This window comes from Microbacterium sp. LWH10-1.2 (assembly GCF_038397765.1).
Classification (GTDB): Bacteria; Actinomycetota; Actinomycetes; order Actinomycetales; family Microbacteriaceae; genus Microbacterium; species Microbacterium natoriense.
This window is the reverse complement of record NZ_CP151638.1, coordinates 3,519,221-3,541,902: the sequence shown is the minus strand read 5'-3', so window position 1 is coordinate 3,541,902 and position 22,682 is coordinate 3,519,221. Positions and strand designations below refer to the sequence as shown.

The following is a 22,682-nucleotide window of genomic DNA, read 5'->3' as shown; positions in this document are numbered from 1 at the left end:
TCGGTCGTGAGGCTCCGATGACCCGGGCGATTGCCGCGATCCTCCCCGACGGGGTGGCCTGCGCGGAGAGCGGCGATGAGACGGTCCTCGCGCGATTCGCGGAGGAGGAGCTGCTCGTCGCGGATGCCGTGCCGGGCCGTCGGTCGGAGTTCTTCGCCGGGCGCGAGTGCGCACGCCGCGCGCTGCGGGAGTTCGGGGTGCCCGACGCGCCAATCGACCGCGTGGGGCGACGACCCGTGTGGCCGGAGGGATTCGTCGGCAGCATCACGCACTGCGAGGGGTATCGCGCGGCCGCCGTCGCCCGGACGACGGACATCCTCACTCTGGGCATCGACGCCGAGCCGGACGCGGCGCTTCCGGAGGACGTGCTCGATCTGGTGTCCTCCCCACACGAGAAGGACGCGCTCAGGCGACTGCCCTCGGCCCCGTCGGACGTGCACTGGGACCGGCTGCTCTTCAGCGCGAAGGAGTCCGTCTACAAGGCCTGGTCTCCGATCACCGACGAGTGGCTCGGCTTCGAGGAGGTGAGCGTCGAGATCGATCCGTCTTCCGGAGTCTTCCTGGCGCGCCTGCTGCGGGAGCCGTGGCGGCTGCAGGGCCGGAGCGTCTCGGAGATCGACGGGCGGTGGACGCGGAGCAATGGACTGCTGCTCACCGCCGTCGTCATCCCTCGCTGAGGGGTCGCGCCTTCACTCGCTCCGTCGATAGCGCATCGCGACAGAGCCGTTGCTGAGCGGCTGCGCCGAGATCAGTTCGAGCTGTCGAGTCTGAGGCAGCCCGTCCTGGAACAGCGTGGGGCCGTGCCCCGCGATCAGGGGATGCAGCAGGAACACGTACTCGTCGATCAGGTCCAGCCGGTCGAGCTGCGTCGCGAGCGCACCGCTGCCGAGGAGCACGCCGTCGGGGGTCGCATCCTTGAGCTCCTGCACGGCGGTCCGCAGGTCGCCGGTGAGGTGGTGGCTGTTGGCCCAGGGGAAGTCGCTGCGCGTCGACGACACGACGTACTTCGGCTTGGCGTCCAGCTTGATCGCCCACTCGCGCAGCGCCGGAGGAGCATCCTCTTCGCCGCGGGCGACCGCCGGCCAGTAGCTCTCCATCATCTCGTAGGTCGTTCGACCCCAGAGCATGGCGCCGCCCTCGTCCATGAGGTGTGTGAAGTAGGCGTGCGTCTCGTCGTCGGCGATGCCCTCCCGATGGTCGACGCAGCCGTCCAAGGTGATGTTGAGACTGAAGGTCAGGAGGCCCATGCGACGACTCTAGGCCGTGCGATCCCCGCTGTGCGAGGGGTTCTCGAGAGCCGCGACAGAGCCGCAGCCGAGTGCTTCTACCGGACGTTCGCGTCGAGCCAGGGGACGGGGTTGATCGGGGTGCCGTTGATGTGCACCTCGAAGTGCAGGCACGACCCGATGGTGTAGCCGGTGGTGCCGACTCGGCCCAGGAACTGACCGGCCACGACGCGGTCGCCGGACTGGACTGCCCGGGTGCCGTAGTCCATGTGCCCGTAGAGGGTCGATACGGCGGAGCTGCCGCCGAACTCGTGCTGCACCTGGACGGTCACGCCGTAGCCGCCGTAGCTGTCCTGCGACATCGTCACGACGCCGTCGGCGGCCGCGTAGATCGGGGTTCCGACGGGGGCGGCGTAGTCCTGGCCCATGTGGCTGCGACCGGGGCGGCTCGCGCCGAAGCCGTCGGTCATCGTGTACGAGCCGGCCGCCATGGGGATGATGACCTGGCCGGGCTGCGCGATCGGGACGATGCCGCTCTTCGCGGAGGCGGCGCTGGCGACGCGGATCTTCTCGATCTCGTCCGGGGTGGTCGCGGAGAAGTCGCCGCTCACCACGACGTCGGGCATGACGTCGGCGCTGGCCGTGTAGGTCTGGGCCTCGGCGCGGATGTCGGCCATCACCGACGAGGCTGCGGAGGCGGTGCCCGACTGCGCCATGCCGACGGCGGGCAGCGCGACGCCGCACACCAGGGTGGCGACGGCCAGTGCGGCCGTGGTCATCCGGCCGATCCGGCGTCGAGACGAGCTGCGCTCTGTGCGCGCGGCCACGGGAGCTGCGGATGCCGGGCGGGAAGCCGCGGATGCCGTCGCACGCACGCGGCGCGGACGAGCCTTGCGGCCGCGGGGGCTGCGGGCGGCGGCCGGCTCGGTGGCGTCGGAAGCGGGGGAGGAGGCGTCCTCGTCGGCCGAGGGGGCCTCGTCGTCTGCGGCGACCTCATCTGCCGGTGCCTCGTCGACCGAGGGCGCTGCGTCGGCGGGCGCCTCATCGATCGCGGGAGAATCCACGGCCTGGGGCTCATCGACAGCATCCGCCGGTGCGGAGATGACGTCCTGCTCGGCGGGCGCGGGAGTCTCCTGCGGTTCTGCGGACTCGGCGGCGATGGTCGCGGCCAGCGTCACGACGGCGGCGGCCTGCTCCACGGCGGCGGCCTGCTCGACGATCGGGGTCTGCTCCGTCACGACGTCTGCGGCATCCGGCGTCGCCTGGGCCCTGCGTCGGTCTCGTCGCAGCATGCCCGTCGAGACGACGGGGTCTGCAGAAGACACCTCGGTGAGAGGCGTGGAAGACAGCGCGGTTTCGGGTGATCGCGAAGTGATGGTGAAGCTCCTCGGGAGACGGACACGTCCGTTATCAAGTTGTAACCATAAGCGAAGAATCCGCAGGTCTCAAATCGAGTGCGGATGCTGTGCAGCGTCTATGCGGGAGGTATGCGCCCACCGACCCCGCCCGGACGGGCGTCTTGGCTTCCTGACACAATGGACCCGTGCACGAGTCCAGGAAGCCGGCGGTTCTGCGCGGCTTCGCCGCGTCGTCGCTGGCGATCTTCGCCGCTCTCGCCGGTCACCTGACCGGCGGCGGAACGATGCCGGGACCCCTCGGCATCCTCGTGCCCTGGCTGCTGTCGCTCATGGTGTGCGTGCTCCTCGCGGGGCGCCGGCTGTCGATCGTGCGGCTGAGCCTCTCGGTCGCGATCAGCCAGCTCCTGTTCCACGTGCTGTTCGTGCTGGGCACGATCACGCCGACCGGCGCGGTCGGCGGCCACGTCCACGGCGCTCCGCTGCAGCTCTCGCCGACCGACGGACTCTCCGACGCCGTCGCCGCCGACGGACTCATGTGGTTCGGTCACGCGATCGCCGCGGTCGTCACGATCCTCGTACTGCACCGGGGCGAACGCCTCCTGCTGGGCCTGCGCGAACTGGCGGAGCTCAGCATCCGCTGGCTGCGCCGTCGTGTCGACGCGCTCGTCGCCGCGCCCGCGCCCCTGAGCCCGCTGGCCTCTCCGGCATCCGAAGGACCCGAAGCGCTCCGCGACCTCGCCCTCCGCTCTCCTCTCCACGGACGCGCCCCGCCGGCTCTCACCGCCGTCTGATCCGCGCCGTCCGCCCTCTCGGGCCCGTGACGGCGGCACTGTCGCGTGCGCACCGGCCCGCCGGGCACGCGATCCGCGTCCGCGGCGTCGACTCCCGACGCCCGTCGAGAGGTCTGTCATCCATGTCCCCTGTCCGCAGATTCGCGGCGGGTGCACTGGCGGCGGCCGTCGTGATCCTCGCGACCGCCCTGCCCGCATCCGCCCACGACCAGCTCACCCAGAGCACCCCCGGAACCGACGAACGTCTCGCCGCCCCTCCGGAGTCCGTCACGCTGACGTTCTCCGGAGAGCTGCTGATGCTCGGCGACTCGACGACGGGAGCCGTCGTGCTCCTCGTCGACGCCGAGGGGAAGAACTGGGTGTCCGGCGACCCGGTCGTGAACGGGAACACCGTCACGGCCGCCGTCGCAGAGGGCATGCCCGACGCGGGCTACCAGGTGCGGTGGCAGGTCGTCTCGGAGGACGGGCATCCGATCTCCGGCGTCGTGCCGTTCACCGTCGGGGATGCGTCTCCGATGGCGACCGCGAAGACGGATGCCGCGACCACCGACGCACCAGCGGATGACGCGGCGCGGACGGCCGACGAGGCCGACGGGATGCAGCGGACGCTGCTCGTCGGCGCCGGCGGAGCGGCCATCGCCGCTGCCGCCTTCCTCCTCTACAGATTCCTCCGTCGCCCCCGGGCGGCGGCCGCAGCGCCGGAGTCCGGCGACTCTGCGGACACGCAACCGTGAAAGGCCATTCCATGAACACCGCACAGAAGTCCACCGTCCGTCTCACCGCCCTGATCGCCGCCGCGCTCCTCGCTCTCACCGGCTGCGCCTCGACCGCGCCCTCGGCGGAGTCGTCGACGGCGCTCGCCGGCGACTCGGTCACGATCGAGGACGCCTGGGTCAAGTCCGCCGACGAGGGGATGTCGGCGGCCTTCGGCGAGCTCTCCAACAGCGGCGAGAAGGACGTCACCGTCGTCTCGGCGAAGACCGAGGCCTCGGGCATGGTCGAACTGCACGAGACCGTCGAGAACGAGTCGGGGGAGATGGTGATGCGCGAGAAGGACGGCGGCTTCGTCATCCCCGCCGGCGGCACGCTGACGCTCGAGCCCGGCGCGAACCACATCATGCTCATGGGCCTCTCGGCGCCGCTCAAGGCGGGCGACGAGGTGACGTTCACCCTCACCTTCTCCGACAAGTCGACCTACGAGTTCACCGCACCCGTGAAGGACTACACCGGCGCGAACGAGAACTACGAGGGCGGCGACGACGACGGCAGCATGAACCACTGATGCGCGCGCCCGCTGAGGGCGCTCGTGCCGGCCGCACCGGCTCCACCCGGCGGCAGTTCCTCCTCGGAGGGGCTGTCGCCGGTGTGGGCGCCGCTGCCGCGGTCGGCATCGACATCGCCCTGAATCAGAAGGCGGCTCCGGCCGTCACGCCGTCCGCGCCGATGAACGGCGACGAGAAGGTCCCGTTCCACGGCATCCACCAGGCCGGCATCGACACGCCCGCGCAGGCCCACGGCATGTTCCTCGCCCTCGACCTGCACGACACCACGGACCGCGAGGGGGTGTCCAGGCTGATGCGGATCCTCACCGACGACGCGGCCCGGCTCACCCAGGGCGCCCCCGCGCTCGCGGACTCGGAGCCGGAGCTCGCCGCCAGCCCCGCTCGTCTGACCGTGACTTTCGGCTTCGGCCCGCGGCTGGTCGCGCGCGCCGGCGGCCCGGCGCCGACCTGGCTCGCGCCGCTCCCCGCGTTCGGGATCGACGCGCTGCAGCCCGAGTTCTCCGACGGCGACCTGCTGCTCCAGGTCGCCGGAGACGACCCGCTCACGGTCGCCCACGCCGCACGGATGCTGTTGAAGGACTCGCGTTCGTTCGCTGCGCTGCGGTGGACCCAGACCGGCTTCCGCCGCGCGTACGGCACCGAGCGACCGGGCACCACGATGCGCAACCTCTTCGGTCAGGTCGACGGCACGGCGAACCCCGAGCCGGGGACGGCGGAGTTCGACCGGGTCGTGTGGGCGGACGACGGCTGGCTGTCCGGGGGCACCGGCCTCGTCATCCGCCGCATCCGAATGGACCTCGACAAGTGGGACCGCCTCGACCGCGGGGGCCGTGAGGCCTCCGTCGGCCGGACACTGGGGAACGGCGCCCCGCTCACCGGAACCGCGGAGCACGACGAACCCGACTTCGAGGCGAAGACCACGATCGGATTCCCCGTGATCCCGCAGTTCGCGCACATCCGCCGCGCCCGCGGCGACGACGGGGAGAAGATCTTCCGGCGTGCGTACAACTACGACGAGAGGCCGTCGGGTGGCGGCATCTCGGAGTCGGGGCTCGTCTTCGTCTCGTTCCAGGCCGACGTCGAGCGGCAGTTCACCCCCATGCAGCAGCGGCTCGCCGAGCTCGACCTGCTCAACGAGTGGACCACGCCCATCGGGTCCGCGGTGTTCGCGATCCCGCCCGGATGCGCGGAGGGCGGCTTCATCGGGGAGACGGTTCTCCGCTGACCGCGGAGAGAACACGGATGCCGCGGCAGAGGTTGCTCTCGCTGCCGCGGCATCCCTGTGCTCGCGCTCATCGCCTGCGGGGTGCGCTCGCCTGCGGATCCGTGCCTGTGGCTGCGGTCAGCCCGGCATCCTGACGTCGTGCAGCACGCGTGCGCTCGTCAGCGCGGTGGCTCGCCGGGACAGCAGGCGGATGCCGAGTGCCATGAGGTGGTTGACGCGGCCGGAGATGACGCTGGGACGGCCGTTGCTGCGGTCGAGCTCGCGGAACGCGGTGTCGATCACCTGCTCGGGGGTCTGCTGCCGGCCGACGGAGGCGGCGTCGGTGCCGACCACGTCGAAGAACTCGGTCTTCGTCGCTCCGGGGCTCACCGCGAGCACGCGCAGTCCGGTGCCCCGTGCTTCGGCCCAGAGCGCTTCGGTGAAGCTCAGCACGAAGGCCTTGGTCGCGCCGTACACGGCCATGCCTGGCGTCGGCTGGTACGCCGCGGTGCTCGCGACCGTGACGAGGGCGCCCCGGCCCCGGAGCAGCTGGGGCATGAAGAGGCGGGAGAGCTCGACCAGCGTGCCGACGTTGAGCTGGATCTCGCTCGTCATCCGCTCGGGGTCGACCGTGTCGAAGGCGCCGTGGGTGCCGAAGCCGGCGTTGTTGACCAGCGAGGTGACGCGGATGCCGCGGCGGTCGAGCTCCGCGTGCAGGGCTGCTGCTGCTCCGGCGACGCCGAGGTCGGCGGCGACGACCTCGACCGCGACTCCGGCGGAGGCGCGCAGCTCGGCGGCGAGGGCTTCGAGGCGGTCGACGCGGCGGGCGACGAGGACGAGGTTCGAGCCGCGGGAGGCGAATCGGCGGGCGAACTCGACCCCGAGGCCGGCGCTGGCGCCGGTGATGAGGGTGGTTCCACCGCGGAGGTCGAGTGTCATGGTGCAGTCCTTCGGTCGTGTCGACAATGTAGGCAGTGACATCATTGTGCACGCGCTCTCTCTTGTTGTCAATGCCTACATCGAGATAGGATCGACGGGTGCCCCCGCAGCCCTATCACCACGGCGATCTCCGCCGCACGCTCCTCGAGGCCGCCAGGTCGAGCATCGAGAGCGACGGCGTCGAGGCCCTGTCGCTGCGGCAGCTCGCCCGCGAGGCCGGGGTCAGCCATGCGGCTCCCAGCCGGCACTTCCGTGACAAGCAGGCCCTGCTCGACGCTCTCGCCGAAGACGGGTTCACCCGGCTCGCGGCGGTGCTGGACGAGGCCGCCGGCGTGGAGGCGACGACGGGGGAGAAGGTGCGGGGTCGGTTCGACGCTCTCACCGCGGCCTACGTCGACTTCGCCCTCGAGCAGCCGATCCTGCTCGGCCTGATGTTCGGGATGAAGCACGCGCCCGACGCGCGCGCAGAGCTCATCGCGGCTGGTCAGGCGTCGATGGAGGTCACCGTGCGGGTCGTGATCGCGGCGCAGGAGAGCGGGATCATCCGCGCGGGAGATCCCCATCGCATCGCGCTCACGGCGTTCGCGACGTTCCACGGCATCGCGACTCTCGCCTCCGGGGGGCTCCTCGACGGCGTACCGGCCGCCGAGTTGGTCGCCGATGCTCGCGACCTGCTGTGGACCGGCATCCGCGCGGAGTGAGGCACGGCGGGTTCCCTGCGCTGCGGCGTCCGGGCGGCTGCCCCTCCGCTGACTGATCCGCGTCCTACAACCGCTCGAACGCCGCCTGCACGGCGACGGCTGCCGCTCCGCGCGCCCACGCGGTGAAGCCGCTGTCGTCCACGTGCAGCCGCACCGGAGAGGCCCGCGGGTCACGACCAGCGGCGATCTCGGCGCGCACGGCACCCTCCGCCACGGCGAACAGCCCCATGCCCTCGCCGGCGAGAACGATGTCCGCGTGGGTCGTGAGGTTGGCGGCCAGGGCGACGAGGCGCCCGAGCGCTCGGGCGCTGGCGTCGACGATGGACGCGGCCGCGGGGTCGCCGTCGGCGGCGAGAGCGAGGACCTCGTCGTAGCCCACCGGCCGCTGGAGGGCGGTCGTCGCCTGTGCGGCGATGGATGCTGAGCCGAGCATCGCCTGCGCGCAGCCCCTGTGCCCCTCGGAGCACAGGGGTCCGTGCGGCTCGAGCGGCACGTGAGCGGCGAGGCTGATCCCCGAGTCCGCGTTGCGCACGACCTCGCCGCCGGAGACGACCTCGTACCCGACGCCGGCGCCGATCGTGATCACCGCGAAGCCGTCGAGCCCGCGGACGACGCCGAACCAGCGCTCGGCCTCGGTCAGGGCGATCAGATCGTTCTCGATGCGCGTTGGCAGGCCGGTGGCCGCGGTGACGAGCTCGCCGAGAGGAACGTCCTCCCAGTCGAGGAACGGCCCCCAGACCACGGTGCTGCCGTCGGTGATCCCGCCGACGCTGATGCCGACGCCGACGGGGGCGTCGCTGTCGCCGACGAGCCGCGTCATGGCCTCGACGATGGTGTCGACCACGTCGGAGGGCGCGTGCGACCGCAGCGGCAGCACCACCTCGCCGAGCAGCTGCGCCCGGACGTCGGTGAGCACGCAGTGCGCGTCGCCGCCCGTGAGCTTCACTCCCAGGAAGGTGCCGACGGCGGGCGAGACGTCGAGGGGGCGAGAGGGGCGGCCGACGCCGTCGACCACGTCGTCGAGCTCGACGAGGATGCCGCGGTCGACGAACGGCTTCGTGAGGCGGGTCAGGCTCGCCGGAGACATCCGCATCCGCACGGCCAGGGCTGAACGGGAGATCGGGCCGTGGATGAGGACCGTGCGCGCGACGGTGGCCTCCGTGCTCATGACACCTCCATTGATTTCATCTTGGCACATAAAGACGCGGCGGACCGGCGAGATCACGCCGTTGACGTCTGGATTATTTTCATGCTAAAACTAATTCATGCATTCCAGCGATGTGAGCAGCGAACCTTCCGCCATCGACGAGGGGCTCTCCCCGGAGGTTCTGCACCTCCGCAGAGGCGGCACCAGCGTGGTCGTCGAGATGTCGACGCCGCCCGCCATCGTGCACTGGGGCGAAGACCTCGGACACCTCTCGACGCAGGCCCTCGGCGGCCTCGCACTGGCCGCGGCGCCCCAGCGCGTCTCGGGTGGACTCGACGTCACCCCCGTCCTCAGCATCCTGCCGACGCCCGCGCACGGCTGGCTCGGCACGCCGGGGCTCGAAGGGCACAGGGCAGGCCACGGCATCAGCGTCCGCTGGCACCTGGCCGGAGTCGACGCCACCGCCGAGCGCGCCCGCATCTCGCTCGTCGACGAGGAGTCGCGTCTCGCCGCCACCGTCGAGCTCGAACTCGGCGTCGCGGGTCTCCTCCGGCAGCGCATCACGCTCCGCAACAGCGGAACGGGCGCGTACACGGTGCAACGTCTCGCACCATCCTTCCCCGTTCCGTGGGACGCGACCGAGATCCTCGACACCACGGGGCGTCATCTGCGTGAACGCTCGCCGCAGCGCCGCGCCTTCACCGTCGGCACCTCGGTGCGGGAGAGCCGCCGAGGACGCCCGGGCGCCGATGCCACGCTGCTGCTCTGCGCCGGCCGCCCCGGGTTCGGGTTCGAGTCGGGACGGGTGCACGGCATCCACGTCGCCTGGAGCGGCAGCCACACCGTCCTGGCCGAACGGACCATCGCCGGGGAGGCCTTCCTCGCGGGTGGCGAGCTGTACGGCCCCGGCGAGATCATCCTCGACTCTGGTGAGACCGTGACCACTCCCTGGGTCATCGGCTCCTGGGGCGACGGCCTCGACGAGCTCTCCGCGCGGTTCCACGACGAGCTCCGCGCGCGCCCGCAGCATCCGCATCGGCCCCGCCCCATCACCCTCAACACCTGGGAGGCCGTGTACTTCGATCACGACCTCGATCGGCTGACCGCGCTCGCGGATGCCGCGGCCGATGCGGGCGTCGAGCGGTTCGTGCTCGACGACGGCTGGTTCCTCGGTCGTCGCGACGACACCGCCGGACTCGGCGACTGGCAGGTGGACACGGAGGTGTGGCCGCAGGGGCTGCACCCGCTCGTCGACCGCGTGCGCTCGCGCGGCATGGAGTTCGGGCTGTGGGTCGAGCCCGAGATGGTGAACCCCGACAGCGAGCTCGCCCGTGAGCATCCCGACTGGATCCTGCGCTCTCGACTCGATCTGCCGCCCGCCGCCCGGCAGCAGCAGGTGCTCGACCTCGCGCACCCCGACGCGTACGCGCACATCGCGTCGCGCCTGCACGCCCTGCTCGACGAGTATCCGATCGCCTACCTGAAGTGGGACCACAACCGCGATCTCGTCGACGCGGGCTCCGGCCCGGGCGGCGGCTCCCACGTGCACGCGCATACCCTCGCCGTCTACCGTCTTCTCGACGAGCTCAAGGCGCAGCATCCAGGGCTCGAGATCGAGAGCTGCGCATCGGGCGGCGCCCGGGTCGACCTCGGCATCCTGGATCGCACCGATCGCATCTGGACGAGCGACTGCATCGACCCGCTCGAACGGCTCGACATCCAGCGCTACACCGGCCTGGTCGTGCCGCCCGAGCTCATGGGCGCGCACCTCACCAGCGCCGTCGTCCACTCGACGGGCAGGGCGACGGACCTCGACCTGAGCGCCGCGATCGCCCTGTTCGGGCACTTCGGCATCGAGCGGGACATCAGCCGGGAGACGGATGCCGATCGCGACCGCATCCGCGCCTGGGTGGGGCTCGCGAAGACGCTGCGTCCTCTCGTCGCGACCGGTCGCGTCGTGAACGTCGACGGCGTGGAACCGGGCATCGACGTGCGCGGCATGGTCTCGGCCGATCGTGCCGACGCCGTCTTCACGATCACGCAGGCTGCGACCTCGGTGGCCTATCCCGCAGGGCGGGTGCGGTTCCCCGGACTCGACCCGGAGCGCGAGTACCGTCTCCGCGTCGTGACGCCCGGTGGCGCCCACGAGGATGCAGGGCAGTCCCCGCTCCGGTGGATCCAGGACGGCGTCATCCTCACCGGCCGACAGCTGGCGACGACCGGCATCCGTCCCCCCGTGCAGCATCCCGGGCGAGCGACCCTCGTGGAGCTCACCGCACAGCACTGATCCTGATCGGCATCGCCGATCCCTCGCGCAAGGAGGCGCAGATATGAGATCGAACCATCCGCTCCGCGGAGCGACGGCGGCCGTCGTCGTCGTCGCGCTCGCCGGAACGCTGGGAGGCTGCTCCTCCGGAGCCGACCCCGGCGTCACCACGCTGAACTTCTTCCAGTTCAAGGGAGAGGCCCGCGAGGACTTCGACAGGATCATCGAGAAGTTCGAGGCCGAGAACCCCGACATCCACGTCGTGCAGAACCAGGTGGCGGATGCCGACACCATCATCCGCACGCTGCTCGTGAAGGACAAGGCGCCCGACGTCATCACCCTGAACGGCAACGGCAACTTCGGCCGTCTCGCACAGGCAGGGGTCTTCTACGACTTCTCCGACGAGCCGGTGCTCGACACGATCAACCCCGCGGTGCAGGACATCCTCGCCGACCTCGGAAACAAGGACGGCGAGGTGAACAGCCTCGGCTACGTCAACAACGCCAACGGCATCATCTACAACGCCGACATCTTCGCGGAGCAGGGCATCGAGGTGCCCGAGACGTGGGACGAGCTCATCGCAGCCTGCGAGAAGCTGAAGGATGCCGGCATCCAGCCGATCTACGCCACCCTCGCCGACTCGTGGACCTCTGTCCCCTCGTTCAACGGCCTCGGCGCCTACGCGGTGCAGGACGGCTTCTTCGACGAGATGCGCGCGGAGGGCGAGAACGTGGGCCCCGACTCGAAGGCCTCGTTCGAGCGGGACTTCGCCGAGCCGCTCGACCGCGAGCTGCAGCTGTACGGCTACGCGCAGGAGGGCTACCGGGGCGCGACCTACGACGAAGGCAACGCCGCGTTCGCTCGCGGCGAGGCCGCGATGCTGCTCCAGGGCATCTGGGCCGTCAACGGCATCAAGCAGGTGAACCCCGACATCAACGCCGCGATCTTCCCGTACCCGACGGATGCCGGGAAGGACCGCGTGATCGTCTCGGGCGTCGACGTGACGGTGACGATGGGCCGCAACAGCCCGCATCGCGAGGAGGCGCTGCGGTTCATCGAGTTCATGTTCCGCCCCGACGTCATCGAGGAGTTCGCGGCCTCGCAGAACATGATCCCCTCGGTCGAGGGCGCCGAGCTCAGCGATGATCTCGCGCTGCAGTCGGTCAAGCCGTTCTTCGACGACGGGCGCATCACCGGCTTCCTCGATCACCAGATCCCGCCGGGCATCCCGCTCGCGGAGTTCGTGCAGGAGTCGATCTTCACCGGCGACGCGGGGGCCGCGCTCGCCACCCTCGACAACGAGTGGCGCAAGATCGCCGCCCGCACCATCCCCGTGACGGAGGACCGATCATGAGCACACTCACCGAAGCGGTCAGGTCGTCGGCATCCGGCGGCTCCCGCAGCGGGCGGGCCGACCGCATCCGCTCCTCGTCGCCGCGTGCGCTCTCGGCCTACTACTGGATGGTCTGGCCGGCCGTCATCGCCTTCGCGCTGTTCCACACCGTCCCCATGCTCGTGGGCGTGTTCTTCAGCTTCACGAACTACGCGGGCTACGGCGACTGGAACTTCGTCGGGATCTCGAACTACCTCAACCTGTTCAAGGACGACCGGGTCTGGGGTGCGTACGGGTTCTCCTTCCTGTTCGCGATCGTCGCGACCATCCTCACGAACGCGATCTCGCTCGCGATCGCGATGGGGCTCAACGCGAAGATCAAGGCGCGCAACTTCTTCCGCGGCGTCTACTTCGTGCCCTACGTGCTCGCGATGCTGGTGATCGGCTACGTCTTCCAGTACCTGTTCACGAACTCGCTGCCGAAGCTCTTCCCCGGCATCCCGCTGATCGCCGACAACATCCTGTCGAACCCCGACTGGGCCTGGCTGGCGATCGTCTCCCTCGCGGTCTGGCAGGGCTGCGCGTTCACGATCATCATCTACCTGTCCGGTCTGCAGACGATCCCGTCGGAGCTCTACGAGGCGGCGTCGCTCGACGGCGCCTCGAGCTGGCGGCAGTTCTGGGCGATCACGTTCCCCCTGATCAGCGCCTTCTTCACCATCAACGTGGTGCTGAGCCTCAAGGGGTACCTGCAGGTGTTCGACCCGATCGTCGCCCTCACCAACGGCGGCCCCGGCACCTCCACCGAGTCCGTGACGATGCTCATCTTCAAGGGCGGCTACGGCGGTGGCGAGTTCGCCTACCAGACGGCCAACGCGGTGGTCTTCTTCATCGTGATCACGATCGTCTCCCTCCTGCAGTTCCGAGTCCTCCAGCGCCGAGAGGTGGATGCATGATGTCTGTCGCAGCCCCCACCGAATCCACCACGTCCATCGTCACGGGCGGCAGGCGCCGTCGAGGCGGCGCGGATCGGGAGGATGACACCCGCCGCACCAACTGGTGGGCCACCGCCGTCATCGCCGTGTGCGCTCTGACCGTTCTGATCCCGCTCTACCTGGCCGTGGTCGTCGCGGTGAAGACGCCCGATCAGCTCGTCAGCGGAACCGGCTTCGAATGGCCGAACCCGGTGCGCTGGGAGAACTTCGCCGAGGCCTGGGAGCGCACGCAGTTCCCGCAGGCGCTCCTGAACACCGCGCTGATCACGGTCGGTTCGGTCGTGTTCACGATGTTCACGAGCTCGGTCGTCGCCTATGCGCTGGCCCGCAACATGCACCGGCCCTTCTTCAAGGGCGTGTTCTACTACCTGCTCGCGGCTCTGTTCATCCCGTTCCCGATCATCATGCTGCCGCTCGTGAAGCAGACGGCGATGTTCGGGCTCGACAATCAGGTCGGCGTCATCATCCTCTACACGGTCTACGGGCTGTCGCTGAACGTGTTCATCTACTCGGCGTACATCCGCTCGATCCCGATCGAGCTCGAGGAGGCCGCCCGCATGGACGGCGCATCGACCTGGCGCGTGTTCTGGCAGGTCATCTTCCCTCTGCTCACTCCGATGAACGCCACGGTCGGCATCCTCACCTGCGTGTGGGCGTGGAACGACTTCATCCTGCCGCTCGTCGTGCTCACCGACCCGGGCGCCCGCACGCTGCCGCTCGCGCAGTACGTGCTGCAGGGGCAGTACAACACCGACTACACCGTGGCGTTCGCGTCGTATCTGATGGCGATGGCCCCGCTGCTGATCGTGTACATCTTCTCGCAGCGCTGGGTGATCTCCGGGGTCACACGGGGATCGATCAAGTGACGGACGGGCGCCCTCCGCGGGGGAGGGCGCTCACTACTTGACGATATGGAAAGTTCGGAGCATACTTTCCAACATGGAAAGCAAAAGCGACGACCCGACGCCGGAACAGGCCCTCGGACAGCTGGCGGATGCCGAGGCATCCCGCACCGCGTTGGCGAACCGCCTCGTGCTCCCCCCGCTCCTCCTCCTCGCCCTCGGGTCGGCGATCGCCGTGCAGATCGCCTCGACCGCCGTGGTGTGGACGAGCAGGGGCTACTGGTTCACGATCGCCGGAGCGCTGCTCTACGTGGCCGTCGCGCTCCTGCAGCTCCGCCGCTTCCGCCGGGTGAACGGCGTGACCGTCGGCGGCTTCGCCAGCAGGGTCGTCGGAGGCACGGCCACCGAGGCGACCATGTCGTACCTCCTGGCGCTGGCCGGAGCGATGTGGGCCGGATTCGCCGGAGTCTGGTGGCTGGTGCCGGTGTGCGCGCTCGCCGGGGGCGTCGGCTTCGCGCTCAGCGGGGCGAGATGGGTGCGCATGTACCGCGCTGACCCCGCAGAGCACGCCCGCGGCGAATCCGTCGCGTTCCTCCTCGTCCTCGGCGTCCTCGCAGCGTGCGGCATCGCCCTCCTCTTCCTCAACCACTGATGGTCGAGCTGAACCCGGCGCTGCAGTCGCCGATCCGACTGAAACTGACGACCATGCTCACCGGCGTGAGCGAGATCGAGTTCGTGACCCTGCGGGACCACCTGGACGTGAGCGACTCCGTGCTCTCCAAGCACATCAGCGCGCTCGCCGCCGAGAGGTACGTGAAGAGCCGCAAGGCTGTCCTCGACAGCCGCCGCACCACCTGGATCTCCCTCACGACGGAGGGGCGGAAGGCGCTGAGCGCGCACGTCGCCGCGCTGCGGGAGCTGATCGCCGGAGTCGAGTAGCGGCGGTCGTCGTCGCGGTCACCACCAGCCATCGCGCGAGCAGGGCGACCGAGGCGCCGAGGATCCCGCCGGCGACGACGTCGCTGAGCCAGTGCGCCTCGAGGAACGTGCGGCTCCATGCCATCAGCACGATCCAGGCGATCGCGGGCGCCCAGAACCGACGTCCGATCAGGAGGGCGACGGTCACGGCGAGCGTGGCCGCCGCGGCGGTGTGCCCGGAGGGGAACGAGGTGACGTCGACATCGGAGAGCGAGTCCGCGGGACGGGGACGCGCGATCACGACCTTGATCGCTGCGGTGACGGTCTCAGAGACCGCCATCGCGACCGCGAGAGTGATCGCGCTGCGGAACCGCCGGGCGATCAGGAAGGCGGCGATGAGCACGACCGTGACCCCGATCACGATGCCGACGCCGCCGACGAGATCGAATGCCTCGGCGACGCGGATCCCGGCATCCGTCCGCCAGCCTCGTTGGAGGTCGTGCCACCAGGAGTCGAGCGGCGATGGGCCGTTGCCGGAGCTGCGGATGACGATCCCCAGCGCGAGCACCCCGGCGATGCCGAGCAGACCCAGCAGCCCGAGGTTGCGGATGGAGGTCGCCCGCGTCGGTGACGGCGGGATATCTGTGGTGCGGAGCATTCCCTCACACTGCCGCCCCGACATCCGAGCGATCCCGGTATCGGCCGTCAGCGCGTGAAAATGCTCTCAGGATCACCGAGGTCCGCACCTTCTCTGAAAGAACGCTCACTCCGCGGTGCTCTCCGAGGGGGTGAACGTCAAGGATCCGCCGAGAGTCTGTGGCCATGACGAATCCACTCCCCGAGCACGTCCGCACCATCCTGTTCAACAGGGTGCCGGAGGTCACGTTCGCCTTCTGGGTGATCAAGATCCTCTCGACCACGACAGGCGAGACCTTCGCCGACTACCTCAACGCCGATCTCGGGTGGGGGCTCAGCCTCACCACTGCGGTGATGGGCGCGCTGCTCGTGGCGGCGTTGATCGCCCAGTTCGCCACGAAGCGCTACAACTCCGGCGTGTACTGGACGGTCGTCGTGCTGATCAGCATCGTCGGCACGCTGCTCACCGACAACCTCACCGACGTCCTCGGCGTCGAGCTGTGGGTCAGCACTCTCATCTTCACACTCGTGCTCGCGATCACCTTCGGCATCTGGTTCGCCCGCGAGCACACGCTGTCGATCCACACGATCTTCACGCGTCGCCGCGAGGCCTTCTACTGGATCGCGATCCTGTTCACCTTCGCGCTGGGCACCGCCGCCGGCGACCTCATCTCCGAGGGTCTGGGGCTCGGCTACCTGTTCGGGACGATCCTGTTCAGTGCTCTGATCGGCGTCATCGCGATCGCGCGGTTCGCGTTCAAGGCCAACGTGGTGTTCTGCTTCTGGGCCGCGTACATCCTCACCCGTCCGCTCGGCGCATCGATCGGCGATCTCCTCTCGCAGGCCCCGGCCGACGGCGGTATGGGCTTGGGCACCACGATCACGAGCGTCGTCTTCCTGGCGGTCATCGTCGCGGTCGCGGCCTATCTCGGTGTCAAGGTCAACCGGCAGCGGCGGGAGGCGACCGCGCTGATCGAGGACGCCCGGCTCGTCGACGCGGCATAGGATCGCCGCAGGAGGTCGAACTGGTGGCACTGCGCATCCTCACGGTCGAAGACGAACCGGAGATGGCGGATCTCATCGCCCGCGGACTCCGCGGCGAGGGATACGTCGTCGACGTCGCCGAAGACGGGGTGCACGCGATGGCCCTCGCGAAGGATGCCGGTTACGACATCGCGATCCTCGATGTAATGCTGCCCGGCATGTCGGGTTTCGAGCTGTGTCGTTGGCTGCGTCGCCAGCACGAGGGACTGGCGATCATCCTCCTCACCGCGCGCGACGCGGTCGACGACAGAGTGAAGGGGCTGGATGCCGGCGCCGACGACTACCTCACCAAGCCGTTCGAGTTCGTCGAGCTCGCCGCCCGGCTGCGGGCGCTCCGCCGTCGCGACGCGATCGGGACGACCCGGATGGAGATCGGCGGCCTGCACATCGACATGACGAGGCATCGGATCGCGACGGAGCAGGGAGAGCTGAGTCTGAGCCGGACCGAGTTCGACCTCCTCCGGCTGCTCGCCGCGAACGTCGGCGCGGTGATGCCGCGGGCCGCGATCCTCGACGCGATCTGGGGATCGACCGACTACATCGACCCCAACATCGTCGATCAGTACGTCAGCTACATCCGCCGCAAGCTCGATGCGGTCGGCGCGCCCGTGCGCATCGCGACGGCGCGCGGCGTCGGATTCCAGCTGATCGAGGGTGAGACGTGAACCTCTCCCGGCTGACGATCCGCGTCCGGATCACCGGAGGCAGTCTGCTGATCGCGATCCTCATCTCCGTCGTCGCCGGGATCATCGTCTACTCCCAGGTCGCACGGATCGTCGGCGAGGGCCAGGTGCGTCTGCTGGAGGGCGTCGAGGGCCAGTACGTCACCGCCATCACCACGGGCGACACGGAGGAGATGGATCTCCCGGGGTCCGGTCAGTTCGTGGCCGTCATCGACCCGTCCGGAGCGATCGGAGTCGACACCCTGCCCGACGGGCTCTCCGGTCGAGCGGAGGAGTTCGCGGCAGGACCGGATGGCCACACGACGGTCGGAAGCTACGTCGTGCGCGCGACCACCGTGACCGCCGGCACTGGTGACTGGCACGTCATCACCGCGACGGACAGCAATGCACAGGTGCTGAACGAGGTGGCCGCGCTGCTCATCGCCAGCATCGCCGTCATCAACATCGCCTTCGGGGCGGCATCCTGGCTGATCGGCTCCGCAGCGCTCAGCCCGGTCTCCCGTCTGAGGCGCAGCGCGGCGGCGCTCATCGCCGAACCCGGCGCCGACCTGCTGCCCGTCGGGCCCGCGAGAGACGAGATCGCTGAGCTCGCCGAGACGCTGAACGAACTGGTCGTGCAGCTGCGGTCGTCGGCCGAGCGGGAGCGGCAGATCGTGTCCGACGCGAGTCACGAGTTCCGCACCCCGCTGGCGATCATCCAGACGAGACTCGAGCTCGCGCAGCGCGAGGCGACGAGCCTGGAGGACATGAGGCGCGACGTCGCCGCCGCGCAGCAGACGGTGGCGAGGCTCTCTTCTCTCGCGACTTCGCTTCTGGAGCTCTCCCGCATCGATGCGCAGCAGACGGCGGGCAGCGCGAGCGTCGATCGCCTGGCGGAGGAGATGGCGGATGCCGCTGATCGCTGGCGCCTCCGAGTCGCCGACCGCGCCATCCGCGTCGACTACGAGGACGGGACCGCGCGCCCCACGGCGCTCGTCGCCGTGAGCGTCGAGGACTTCGGGCGCCTGTGCGACAACCTCATCGGAAATGCCGTGAACGCGATCGGGCGCGAGGGGGTCATCGAACTGGTCCTCTCGGACGACGATGGCGGGGTCGTCCTCTCGGTGTCCGACGACGGCGGCGGCATGGATGCGGAGTTCGCTCCGTCTGCCCTCGACCGCTTCGCCCGGCAGAGCGACGCACGCACCCGCGGCGGGGCGGGTCTCGGCCTCTCGATCGTGGCCGGGATCGCGGCGAACGCCTCAGGCCGGGTGTCTCTCGTCAACACGCCTGGTGAGGGTCTGCGGGTCGACGTGCACCTGCCGCTGGCCCACGACGCGGCGCCGCGGCACTGACGGCTCGCCTCGATCGCCGGATTCAGCGCCGGATGATCTGATCGCGCCGGAACAGCACGAGGTCGCGCACGACGTCGTCGGGGAGGGGATGCTCGAGCGTGAAGCGGATCGTGCCGGTGCTGACGTCGAAGCCGTCCAGTCGCGGGCGCACGGCGGCCACGGCATCCGCGCTGAAGGGGTACACGCCCAGGTGGGTCTTCGTGCGCATCACCGAGAGCAGCGCCTTGCCGTCGAGCAGCAGCGCGGGCATCCGGTATCCGGTGCCCTGCTCGGCCTCGGGCACGGCATCCGTCGCGATGCGGTAGACCCGGGCGATCGCCGACCTGTCGGCGTCGGCGAGGGTCGCGAGGTAGTCGTCGATGGTTCCCATCGACACATGATGGCACCCCGGCCGAGTGGCCGGTGGGTGAGCGCCGTAATTACTTCTGTGCTATGAATGATTCATGACACAGACTCACGCCTCCCGCGCCGCCGTGCTCGCGAAGCTCGTCCGCTTCGAGCGCCCCGAGCTGTCCCTCCCCTATGCGGGCGGGATGGATGCCGCCACCAGAGCCGCCGTCTTCGGCGCGACCCTCGACGAGTACGACACGGCGGTCGGGGAGCTCGCACAGCGGCGCGACGTTGCTGTCCAGCGCCTCGCGCAGCGCGATGACGTGCGCGAGATCCTCGCCGACCCTCCGTTCACCGCGGGGCAGACCGTCGTCGCGATCGGTGAGAGCACGACCGCCGACCGCGAGTCGTGGTTCGAGCTGATCGGTGCGCTGTTCGCCACAGAGCGCCCTGATCTCGGTCTCCGCTTCGTGAACCTCTCGGTGTCGGGCTCGACGACGACCCAGCTCCTCGGCGGCCTCGGCATGCTCCGCCGGGTGGACCCGTCGATCGTGTTCTGCATGATCGGCGCCAACGACGCCCGCCGCACGGGGGGCTCCCATGCTGCTCGCCTGGTCAGTGCCGAGGAGACCAGACGCAACCTCGCACTGATCCGCGATGCCGTGGCGGGGGTGCCGCGGGTGTGGCTGGCGCCCGTCCCGGTCGATGAGGACGCGATCGCCCGCTACCCGTACTTCGGCGGGGCGGGGATCCACTGGACCGAGCACGACAGGAGCGACACCGCCCGCGCGATCACGGACGTCGCCGCATCCGACCCGGTGATCGACCCGGCGGATGCCGAGCATCCGATCGCCCTCCTCGACGACGGTGTGCACCCCAGCGCCGATGGTCAGTTCGAGATCGCCGTGCACGTCCTGCGGATGCTCGGCGCGGGAGGGGTGCGGCGGCTCTGACCGAGGCCTCCTTCTGCCGCGCTCGGTCGCCCGGCTTGCTCTCGACCGGCGATCGTGAGCACTATGAGGAGGTCAGCAGGGCGGAGGTCGGTCAGTGAAGGATGTCTCGCGGCGCGGCCTGGCGCTCACGCTGCTGCTCGGGCTCATCGCGGGGTACATCGACGCGATCGGCTTCATCGAGACCGGCGGGCTGTTCGTCTCGTTCATGAGCGGCAACTCGACCCAGGCCGGCGCCGAGCTGTGGGCGCAGGGTGCAGCGAATGCACTGCTTCCTCTCGGGCTCGTCGCGGCGTTCGTCATCGGGGTCGCGGCGGGAGCTCTGTCACGAGGACCGGTCCGCACGAGGCGGTGGCGCGTGGTCGCGGGGGCGGCGGTCGCCGTGGCGATCTGCGGCATCGTGGGCCTCCTGCAGCCCGGCGCCTTCTGGAGGTTCGCGCTGCTCGCCGCCGCCATGGGTGCGCTGAACACGCTGTATCTGTCGGAGGGGCGTGCACGCATCGCCATCACCTACGCCACGGGCACCCTCGTCAGCCTCGGCGTGGCACTCGCCGACCTGATCACGGGGCGTTCGCGGACCGCATGGCGACGGCCCCTCCTGCTGTGGGGCTCCCTCGCCGCCGGCGCCGTGGTGGGCGCGGGCGGCGAGCGACTGCTCCACGGGTGGGCGCTCCTCGTCGCGGCCGGTGCACTCGGCATCCTCGCCGTCGCGGTGGGAGCCATCAGGGAACGGTCCGTCCCGTCCGCCCCCTGAGCACCCCCGGCGATACGCTCGACGGGTGAGCGTTATCAGGGGTGCCGCACGACTCGTGAGCTGGACCGGATTGACGGCGGTCGGCGGTCTGCATCTCATCTGGGCGTCGGGATCGAGCTGGCCGGCGAAGAACCGCAGACGGCTCGCCTCCGCCACCGTCGGCAACGCGGCCGCGATGCCGGATGCCGCCGCGACGGCTGTCGTCGCGGGCGCCGCGCTCGCCGCCGGGGCCGTCTCGGCCGGAGCGCTGGGCGAGGGGCGCATGGCGGTCGTCGTGCGTCGGATCATCGCGACGGCTCTGCTCGCGCGGGCCGTCGTCGGAGGCGACGTCGCCCTGAAGGCGCTCGGTCTTCCTCCCGCCGACAAACGGTTCCGAGAGCTCGACACGCGGTACTACCGTCCGCTCTGCGCCGTCCTCGGCATCGCGACGCTGATCGGCTCTCGACGGTCGCGGCGCTGACTCAGCCCGCGGCGGGGGTGTCCGTCGTGTCGCGTCGGGGCAACGGGCCCGTCGACGCGTAGGAGCGCGCCTTCCCCTTCTTGCAGATCCAGGTCAGCACGTAGGCGATGACCAGAGCGGCGACGATGTACAGCGTGACCCAGAGGCCGCCCTGCGGGTCGAGAGCGAACTGCACCGACTCGTTCGCCCGCGAGTTGCCGCGGCCTCCGCCGAGCACGAGAAACCAGAAGAGCCCGAAGAGCAGCGAGACGACCGTCGCGATCCAGGCGAAGAAGCCCCCGACGGAGTACTTGCGCAGCACCGTGAAGAGCACGGCGAGGACGAGCACCAGCAGGTGACCGCCCACGATGGCGAAGAAGGTGGGGTCGTCGGCGACGGCACTGAGGTCCATGCCCGTCCTCTCTCATTGCATGTCCGGGATCGGCGAGCTCGCTCGAACGAGCTCGCCGACACAGTCTTGCAGGTCAGTCGCCCGAGCTCTGCTTGAACTGACGCTCCCAGTCGCGCAGCTCGCTGCGGCCGATCAGCGAGTCCAGCGACACCTGGAAGAGCAGACCCTTGCGGGCGTTGACCTGTTTGATGTTGTCGACGATCTGCGTGGTGACGGCGTTCAGCGCCTCACGGACCTCGCCGATGCGCTCCTCCGGGTCGTCCCACAGATCGGGACGGGTGAGCAGGTCGAGCAGGTAGTCCCGGTCGAGCGCCGCGACCAGTCGCGCGAGCTTGTCGGAGTACTCGGCCTCCGCCATCGCGCTCTGGTCCTCACCGGCCTTGGCGTCGAGGCGGGCGAACAGCTGCTCGATGTGCGAGGCGAGGGCGTCGATGCTCGCAGCCGTCTCCGCCGCGACCGGATTGCCGGGGACCGCCGCATACGAAGGGGCGAGTTCGCGCAGGCGGCTCACCCGCAGTCGGATGCCGGCGGGCACGGGGTCCGTGTTCACCGGAGGCGACGCGGGTGCGCGGCGGCGGCGACGGGCGAGGAGTCCGATGGCCGTCCCTGCGGCGGCGATCAGCACGACGCCGCCGATGACGACCGGCATCAGGACGTCGGCGCCGCCCGTGCCGCCAGAGGAGCCGCCGGCGTCGGGGAGCTGAGCGGAGATCTCCGTGACCGCCGTGGTGAGTGAGTCCTGAAGGTCTCCCCCCGCGTCGTGCTCGGCCTCGTTGGCGATCCGCACGGCGTCCTGTCCGAGTGGGACCGATGCCGCCTGCAGGTCATCTCCGACAGCGAGCACGACCGTCTGCTGGTCGACCGCCTTGGTCAGCTCATCGAGGAGCTGGTCGGCGTAGTCGAGGCCGATGTTGGCATTCGCGGGGAGCACCACGACGGCCACCGTTCCGTCAGTGGGGACGATGCCGTTCAGGACCTCCGTCAACGACCCGGAGCCCTTCACGGTCGGATCGACGTAGACATTGCCCGCATGAAGGCTCGCGATGGCGTCGTCGATCCACCCCCCACCGGATGCCGCAGCGATGATCATGACCACT

Annotated in this window: 26 protein-coding genes; 18 read left to right on the top strand and 8 right to left on the bottom strand. The window is 69.9% G+C overall.

The annotated features are described in order from the left end of the window. The first annotated feature begins 17 nt into the window (after positions 1–17). A complete protein-coding gene (locus tag MRBLWH10_RS16530; protein WP_341940763.1) occupies positions 18–677 on the top strand; it encodes a 4'-phosphopantetheinyl transferase superfamily protein in 660 nt (219 codons plus the stop codon). A gap of 12 nt (positions 678–689) precedes the next feature. Here MRBLWH10_RS16530 and MRBLWH10_RS16525 read toward each other — a convergent pair whose 3' ends face one another. Together MRBLWH10_RS16525 and MRBLWH10_RS16520 are read right to left on the bottom strand one after the other, a co-directional pair. Next, positions 690–1,247: a dihydrofolate reductase family protein gene (locus MRBLWH10_RS16525; RefSeq protein WP_341940762.1), complete on the bottom strand. Its 558-nt coding sequence runs from the start codon at positions 1,245–1,247 to the stop codon at positions 690–692. A gap of 77 nt (positions 1,248–1,324) precedes the next feature. Beyond that, a complete protein-coding gene (locus MRBLWH10_RS16520; RefSeq protein WP_341940761.1) occupies positions 1,325–2,551 on the bottom strand; it encodes a peptidoglycan DD-metalloendopeptidase family protein in 1,227 nt (408 codons plus the stop codon). Positions 2,552–2,769: 218 nt separating this feature from the next. On the opposite strand from MRBLWH10_RS16520, the gene MRBLWH10_RS16515 reads away from it, so the two are divergent. From MRBLWH10_RS16515 to MRBLWH10_RS16500, 4 genes are all read left to right on the top strand, one after another. Beyond that, complete coding sequence (locus MRBLWH10_RS16515) at positions 2,770–3,375, top strand: hypothetical protein (RefSeq protein ID WP_341940760.1); 606 nt, start codon at positions 2,770–2,772, stop codon at positions 3,373–3,375. 122 nt (positions 3,376–3,497) lie between these two features. Then, positions 3,498–4,109, top strand: a complete 612-nt coding sequence (locus tag MRBLWH10_RS16510) for a copper resistance CopC family protein (protein ID WP_341940759.1) — start codon at positions 3,498–3,500, stop codon at positions 4,107–4,109. 11 nt (positions 4,110–4,120) lie between these two features. After that, positions 4,121–4,657 (top strand): copper chaperone PCu(A)C, encoded by a 537-nt coding sequence (locus tag MRBLWH10_RS16505; RefSeq protein WP_341940758.1) that lies wholly within the window; start codon positions 4,121–4,123, stop codon positions 4,655–4,657. Next, positions 4,657–5,883: a Dyp-type peroxidase gene (locus tag MRBLWH10_RS16500; RefSeq protein ID WP_341940757.1), complete on the top strand. Its 1,227-nt coding sequence runs from the start codon at positions 4,657–4,659 to the stop codon at positions 5,881–5,883. The genes MRBLWH10_RS16505 and MRBLWH10_RS16500 overlap by 1 nt, the downstream gene beginning before the upstream one ends. A gap of 117 nt (positions 5,884–6,000) precedes the next feature. On the opposite strand, the gene MRBLWH10_RS16495 is transcribed toward MRBLWH10_RS16500, so the two are convergent. After that, on the bottom strand, positions 6,001–6,801 hold the full coding sequence (locus MRBLWH10_RS16495) for an SDR family NAD(P)-dependent oxidoreductase (protein WP_341940756.1): 801 nt from the start codon (positions 6,799–6,801) through the stop codon (positions 6,001–6,003). Between the two features lie 98 nt (positions 6,802–6,899). Here MRBLWH10_RS16495 and MRBLWH10_RS16490 point away from each other — a divergent pair, with 98 nt between their 5' ends. Next, a complete protein-coding gene (locus MRBLWH10_RS16490; protein WP_341940755.1) occupies positions 6,900–7,502 on the top strand; it encodes a TetR/AcrR family transcriptional regulator in 603 nt (200 codons plus the stop codon). Between the two features lie 64 nt (positions 7,503–7,566). On the opposite strand, the gene MRBLWH10_RS16485 is transcribed toward MRBLWH10_RS16490, so the two are convergent. After that, positions 7,567–8,670 (bottom strand): ROK family transcriptional regulator, encoded by a 1,104-nt coding sequence (locus MRBLWH10_RS16485; protein WP_341940754.1) that lies wholly within the window; start codon positions 8,668–8,670, stop codon positions 7,567–7,569. Positions 8,671–8,767: 97 nt separating this feature from the next. Here MRBLWH10_RS16485 and MRBLWH10_RS16480 point away from each other — a divergent pair, with 97 nt between their 5' ends. From MRBLWH10_RS16480 to MRBLWH10_RS16455, 6 genes are all read left to right on the top strand, one after another. After that, the gene (locus MRBLWH10_RS16480; protein ID WP_341940753.1) at positions 8,768–10,936 is read left to right on the top strand and encodes an alpha-galactosidase; all 2,169 of its coding nucleotides are present in this window, start codon (positions 8,768–8,770) and stop codon (positions 10,934–10,936) included. 43 nt (positions 10,937–10,979) lie between these two features. Continuing rightward, positions 10,980–12,269, top strand: coding sequence for an extracellular solute-binding protein (locus MRBLWH10_RS16475; RefSeq protein ID WP_341940752.1), 1,290 nt, complete (start codon positions 10,980–10,982; stop codon positions 12,267–12,269). Further along, on the top strand, positions 12,266–13,204 hold the full coding sequence (locus MRBLWH10_RS16470; protein WP_341940751.1) for a sugar ABC transporter permease: 939 nt from the start codon (positions 12,266–12,268) through the stop codon (positions 13,202–13,204). The genes MRBLWH10_RS16475 and MRBLWH10_RS16470 overlap by 4 nt, the downstream gene beginning before the upstream one ends. Next, the gene (locus MRBLWH10_RS16465) at positions 13,201–14,109 is read left to right on the top strand and encodes a carbohydrate ABC transporter permease (protein WP_341940750.1); all 909 of its coding nucleotides are present in this window, start codon (positions 13,201–13,203) and stop codon (positions 14,107–14,109) included. Before MRBLWH10_RS16470 ends, MRBLWH10_RS16465 begins: the two co-directional genes overlap by 4 nt. Before the next feature lie 73 nt (positions 14,110–14,182). Beyond that, positions 14,183–14,737 carry a hypothetical protein gene (locus tag MRBLWH10_RS16460; RefSeq protein WP_341940749.1) on the top strand — a complete coding sequence of 185 codons (555 nt, stop codon included), beginning with the start codon at positions 14,183–14,185 and terminating at the stop codon, positions 14,735–14,737. Continuing rightward, positions 14,737–15,024: a transcriptional regulator gene (locus MRBLWH10_RS16455; RefSeq protein WP_105673443.1), complete on the top strand. Its 288-nt coding sequence runs from the start codon at positions 14,737–14,739 to the stop codon at positions 15,022–15,024. Before MRBLWH10_RS16460 ends, MRBLWH10_RS16455 begins: the two co-directional genes overlap by 1 nt. On the opposite strand, the gene MRBLWH10_RS16450 is transcribed toward MRBLWH10_RS16455, so the two are convergent. Next, on the bottom strand, positions 14,951–15,661 hold the full coding sequence (locus MRBLWH10_RS16450; protein WP_341940748.1) for a phosphatase PAP2 family protein: 711 nt from the start codon (positions 15,659–15,661) through the stop codon (positions 14,951–14,953). The genes MRBLWH10_RS16455 and MRBLWH10_RS16450 overlap by 74 nt on opposite strands. A 164-nt stretch (positions 15,662–15,825) precedes the next feature. Between MRBLWH10_RS16450 and MRBLWH10_RS16445 the strand changes: the two genes are divergently transcribed. From MRBLWH10_RS16445 to MRBLWH10_RS16435, 3 genes are read left to right on the top strand one after another with little or no spacing between them, the layout of a single operon-like run. Continuing rightward, positions 15,826–16,644 (top strand): hypothetical protein, encoded by an 819-nt coding sequence (locus MRBLWH10_RS16445; protein WP_341940747.1) that lies wholly within the window; start codon positions 15,826–15,828, stop codon positions 16,642–16,644. Positions 16,645–16,667: 23 nt separating this feature from the next. After that, the gene (locus MRBLWH10_RS16440) at positions 16,668–17,348 is read left to right on the top strand and encodes a response regulator transcription factor (RefSeq protein WP_341940746.1); all 681 of its coding nucleotides are present in this window, start codon (positions 16,668–16,670) and stop codon (positions 17,346–17,348) included. Next, complete coding sequence (locus MRBLWH10_RS16435; RefSeq protein ID WP_341940745.1) at positions 17,345–18,700, top strand: HAMP domain-containing sensor histidine kinase; 1,356 nt, start codon at positions 17,345–17,347, stop codon at positions 18,698–18,700. Before MRBLWH10_RS16440 ends, MRBLWH10_RS16435 begins: the two co-directional genes overlap by 4 nt. 22 nt (positions 18,701–18,722) lie before the next feature. On the opposite strand, the gene MRBLWH10_RS16430 is transcribed toward MRBLWH10_RS16435, so the two are convergent. After that, on the bottom strand, positions 18,723–19,070 hold the full coding sequence (locus MRBLWH10_RS16430; RefSeq protein ID WP_105673451.1) for a DUF1801 domain-containing protein: 348 nt from the start codon (positions 19,068–19,070) through the stop codon (positions 18,723–18,725). Between the two features lie 73 nt (positions 19,071–19,143). On the opposite strand from MRBLWH10_RS16430, the gene MRBLWH10_RS16425 reads away from it, so the two are divergent. From MRBLWH10_RS16425 to MRBLWH10_RS16415, 3 genes are all read left to right on the top strand, one after another. Beyond that, a complete protein-coding gene (locus tag MRBLWH10_RS16425) occupies positions 19,144–19,983 on the top strand; it encodes a GDSL-type esterase/lipase family protein (RefSeq protein ID WP_341940744.1) in 840 nt (279 codons plus the stop codon). A gap of 94 nt (positions 19,984–20,077) precedes the next feature. Further along, a complete protein-coding gene (locus MRBLWH10_RS16420) occupies positions 20,078–20,734 on the top strand; it encodes a DUF1275 family protein (protein WP_341940743.1) in 657 nt (218 codons plus the stop codon). A 25-nt stretch (positions 20,735–20,759) separates the two neighbouring features. Then, positions 20,760–21,194 carry a DUF3995 domain-containing protein gene (locus tag MRBLWH10_RS16415; protein WP_341940742.1) on the top strand — a complete coding sequence of 145 codons (435 nt, stop codon included), beginning with the start codon at positions 20,760–20,762 and terminating at the stop codon, positions 21,192–21,194. Position 21,195: 1 nt separating this feature from the next. Here the strand turns inward: MRBLWH10_RS16415 and MRBLWH10_RS16410 are convergent, their stop codons facing one another. Together MRBLWH10_RS16410 and MRBLWH10_RS16405 are read right to left on the bottom strand one after the other, a co-directional pair. Next, positions 21,196–21,585, bottom strand: coding sequence for a hypothetical protein (locus tag MRBLWH10_RS16410; RefSeq protein WP_341940741.1), 390 nt, complete (start codon positions 21,583–21,585; stop codon positions 21,196–21,198). 73 nt (positions 21,586–21,658) lie between these two features. Beyond that, complete coding sequence (locus MRBLWH10_RS16405; RefSeq protein WP_341940740.1) at positions 21,659–22,681, bottom strand: hypothetical protein; 1,023 nt, start codon at positions 22,679–22,681, stop codon at positions 21,659–21,661. Between the last annotated feature and the right edge of the window lies 1 nt (position 22,682).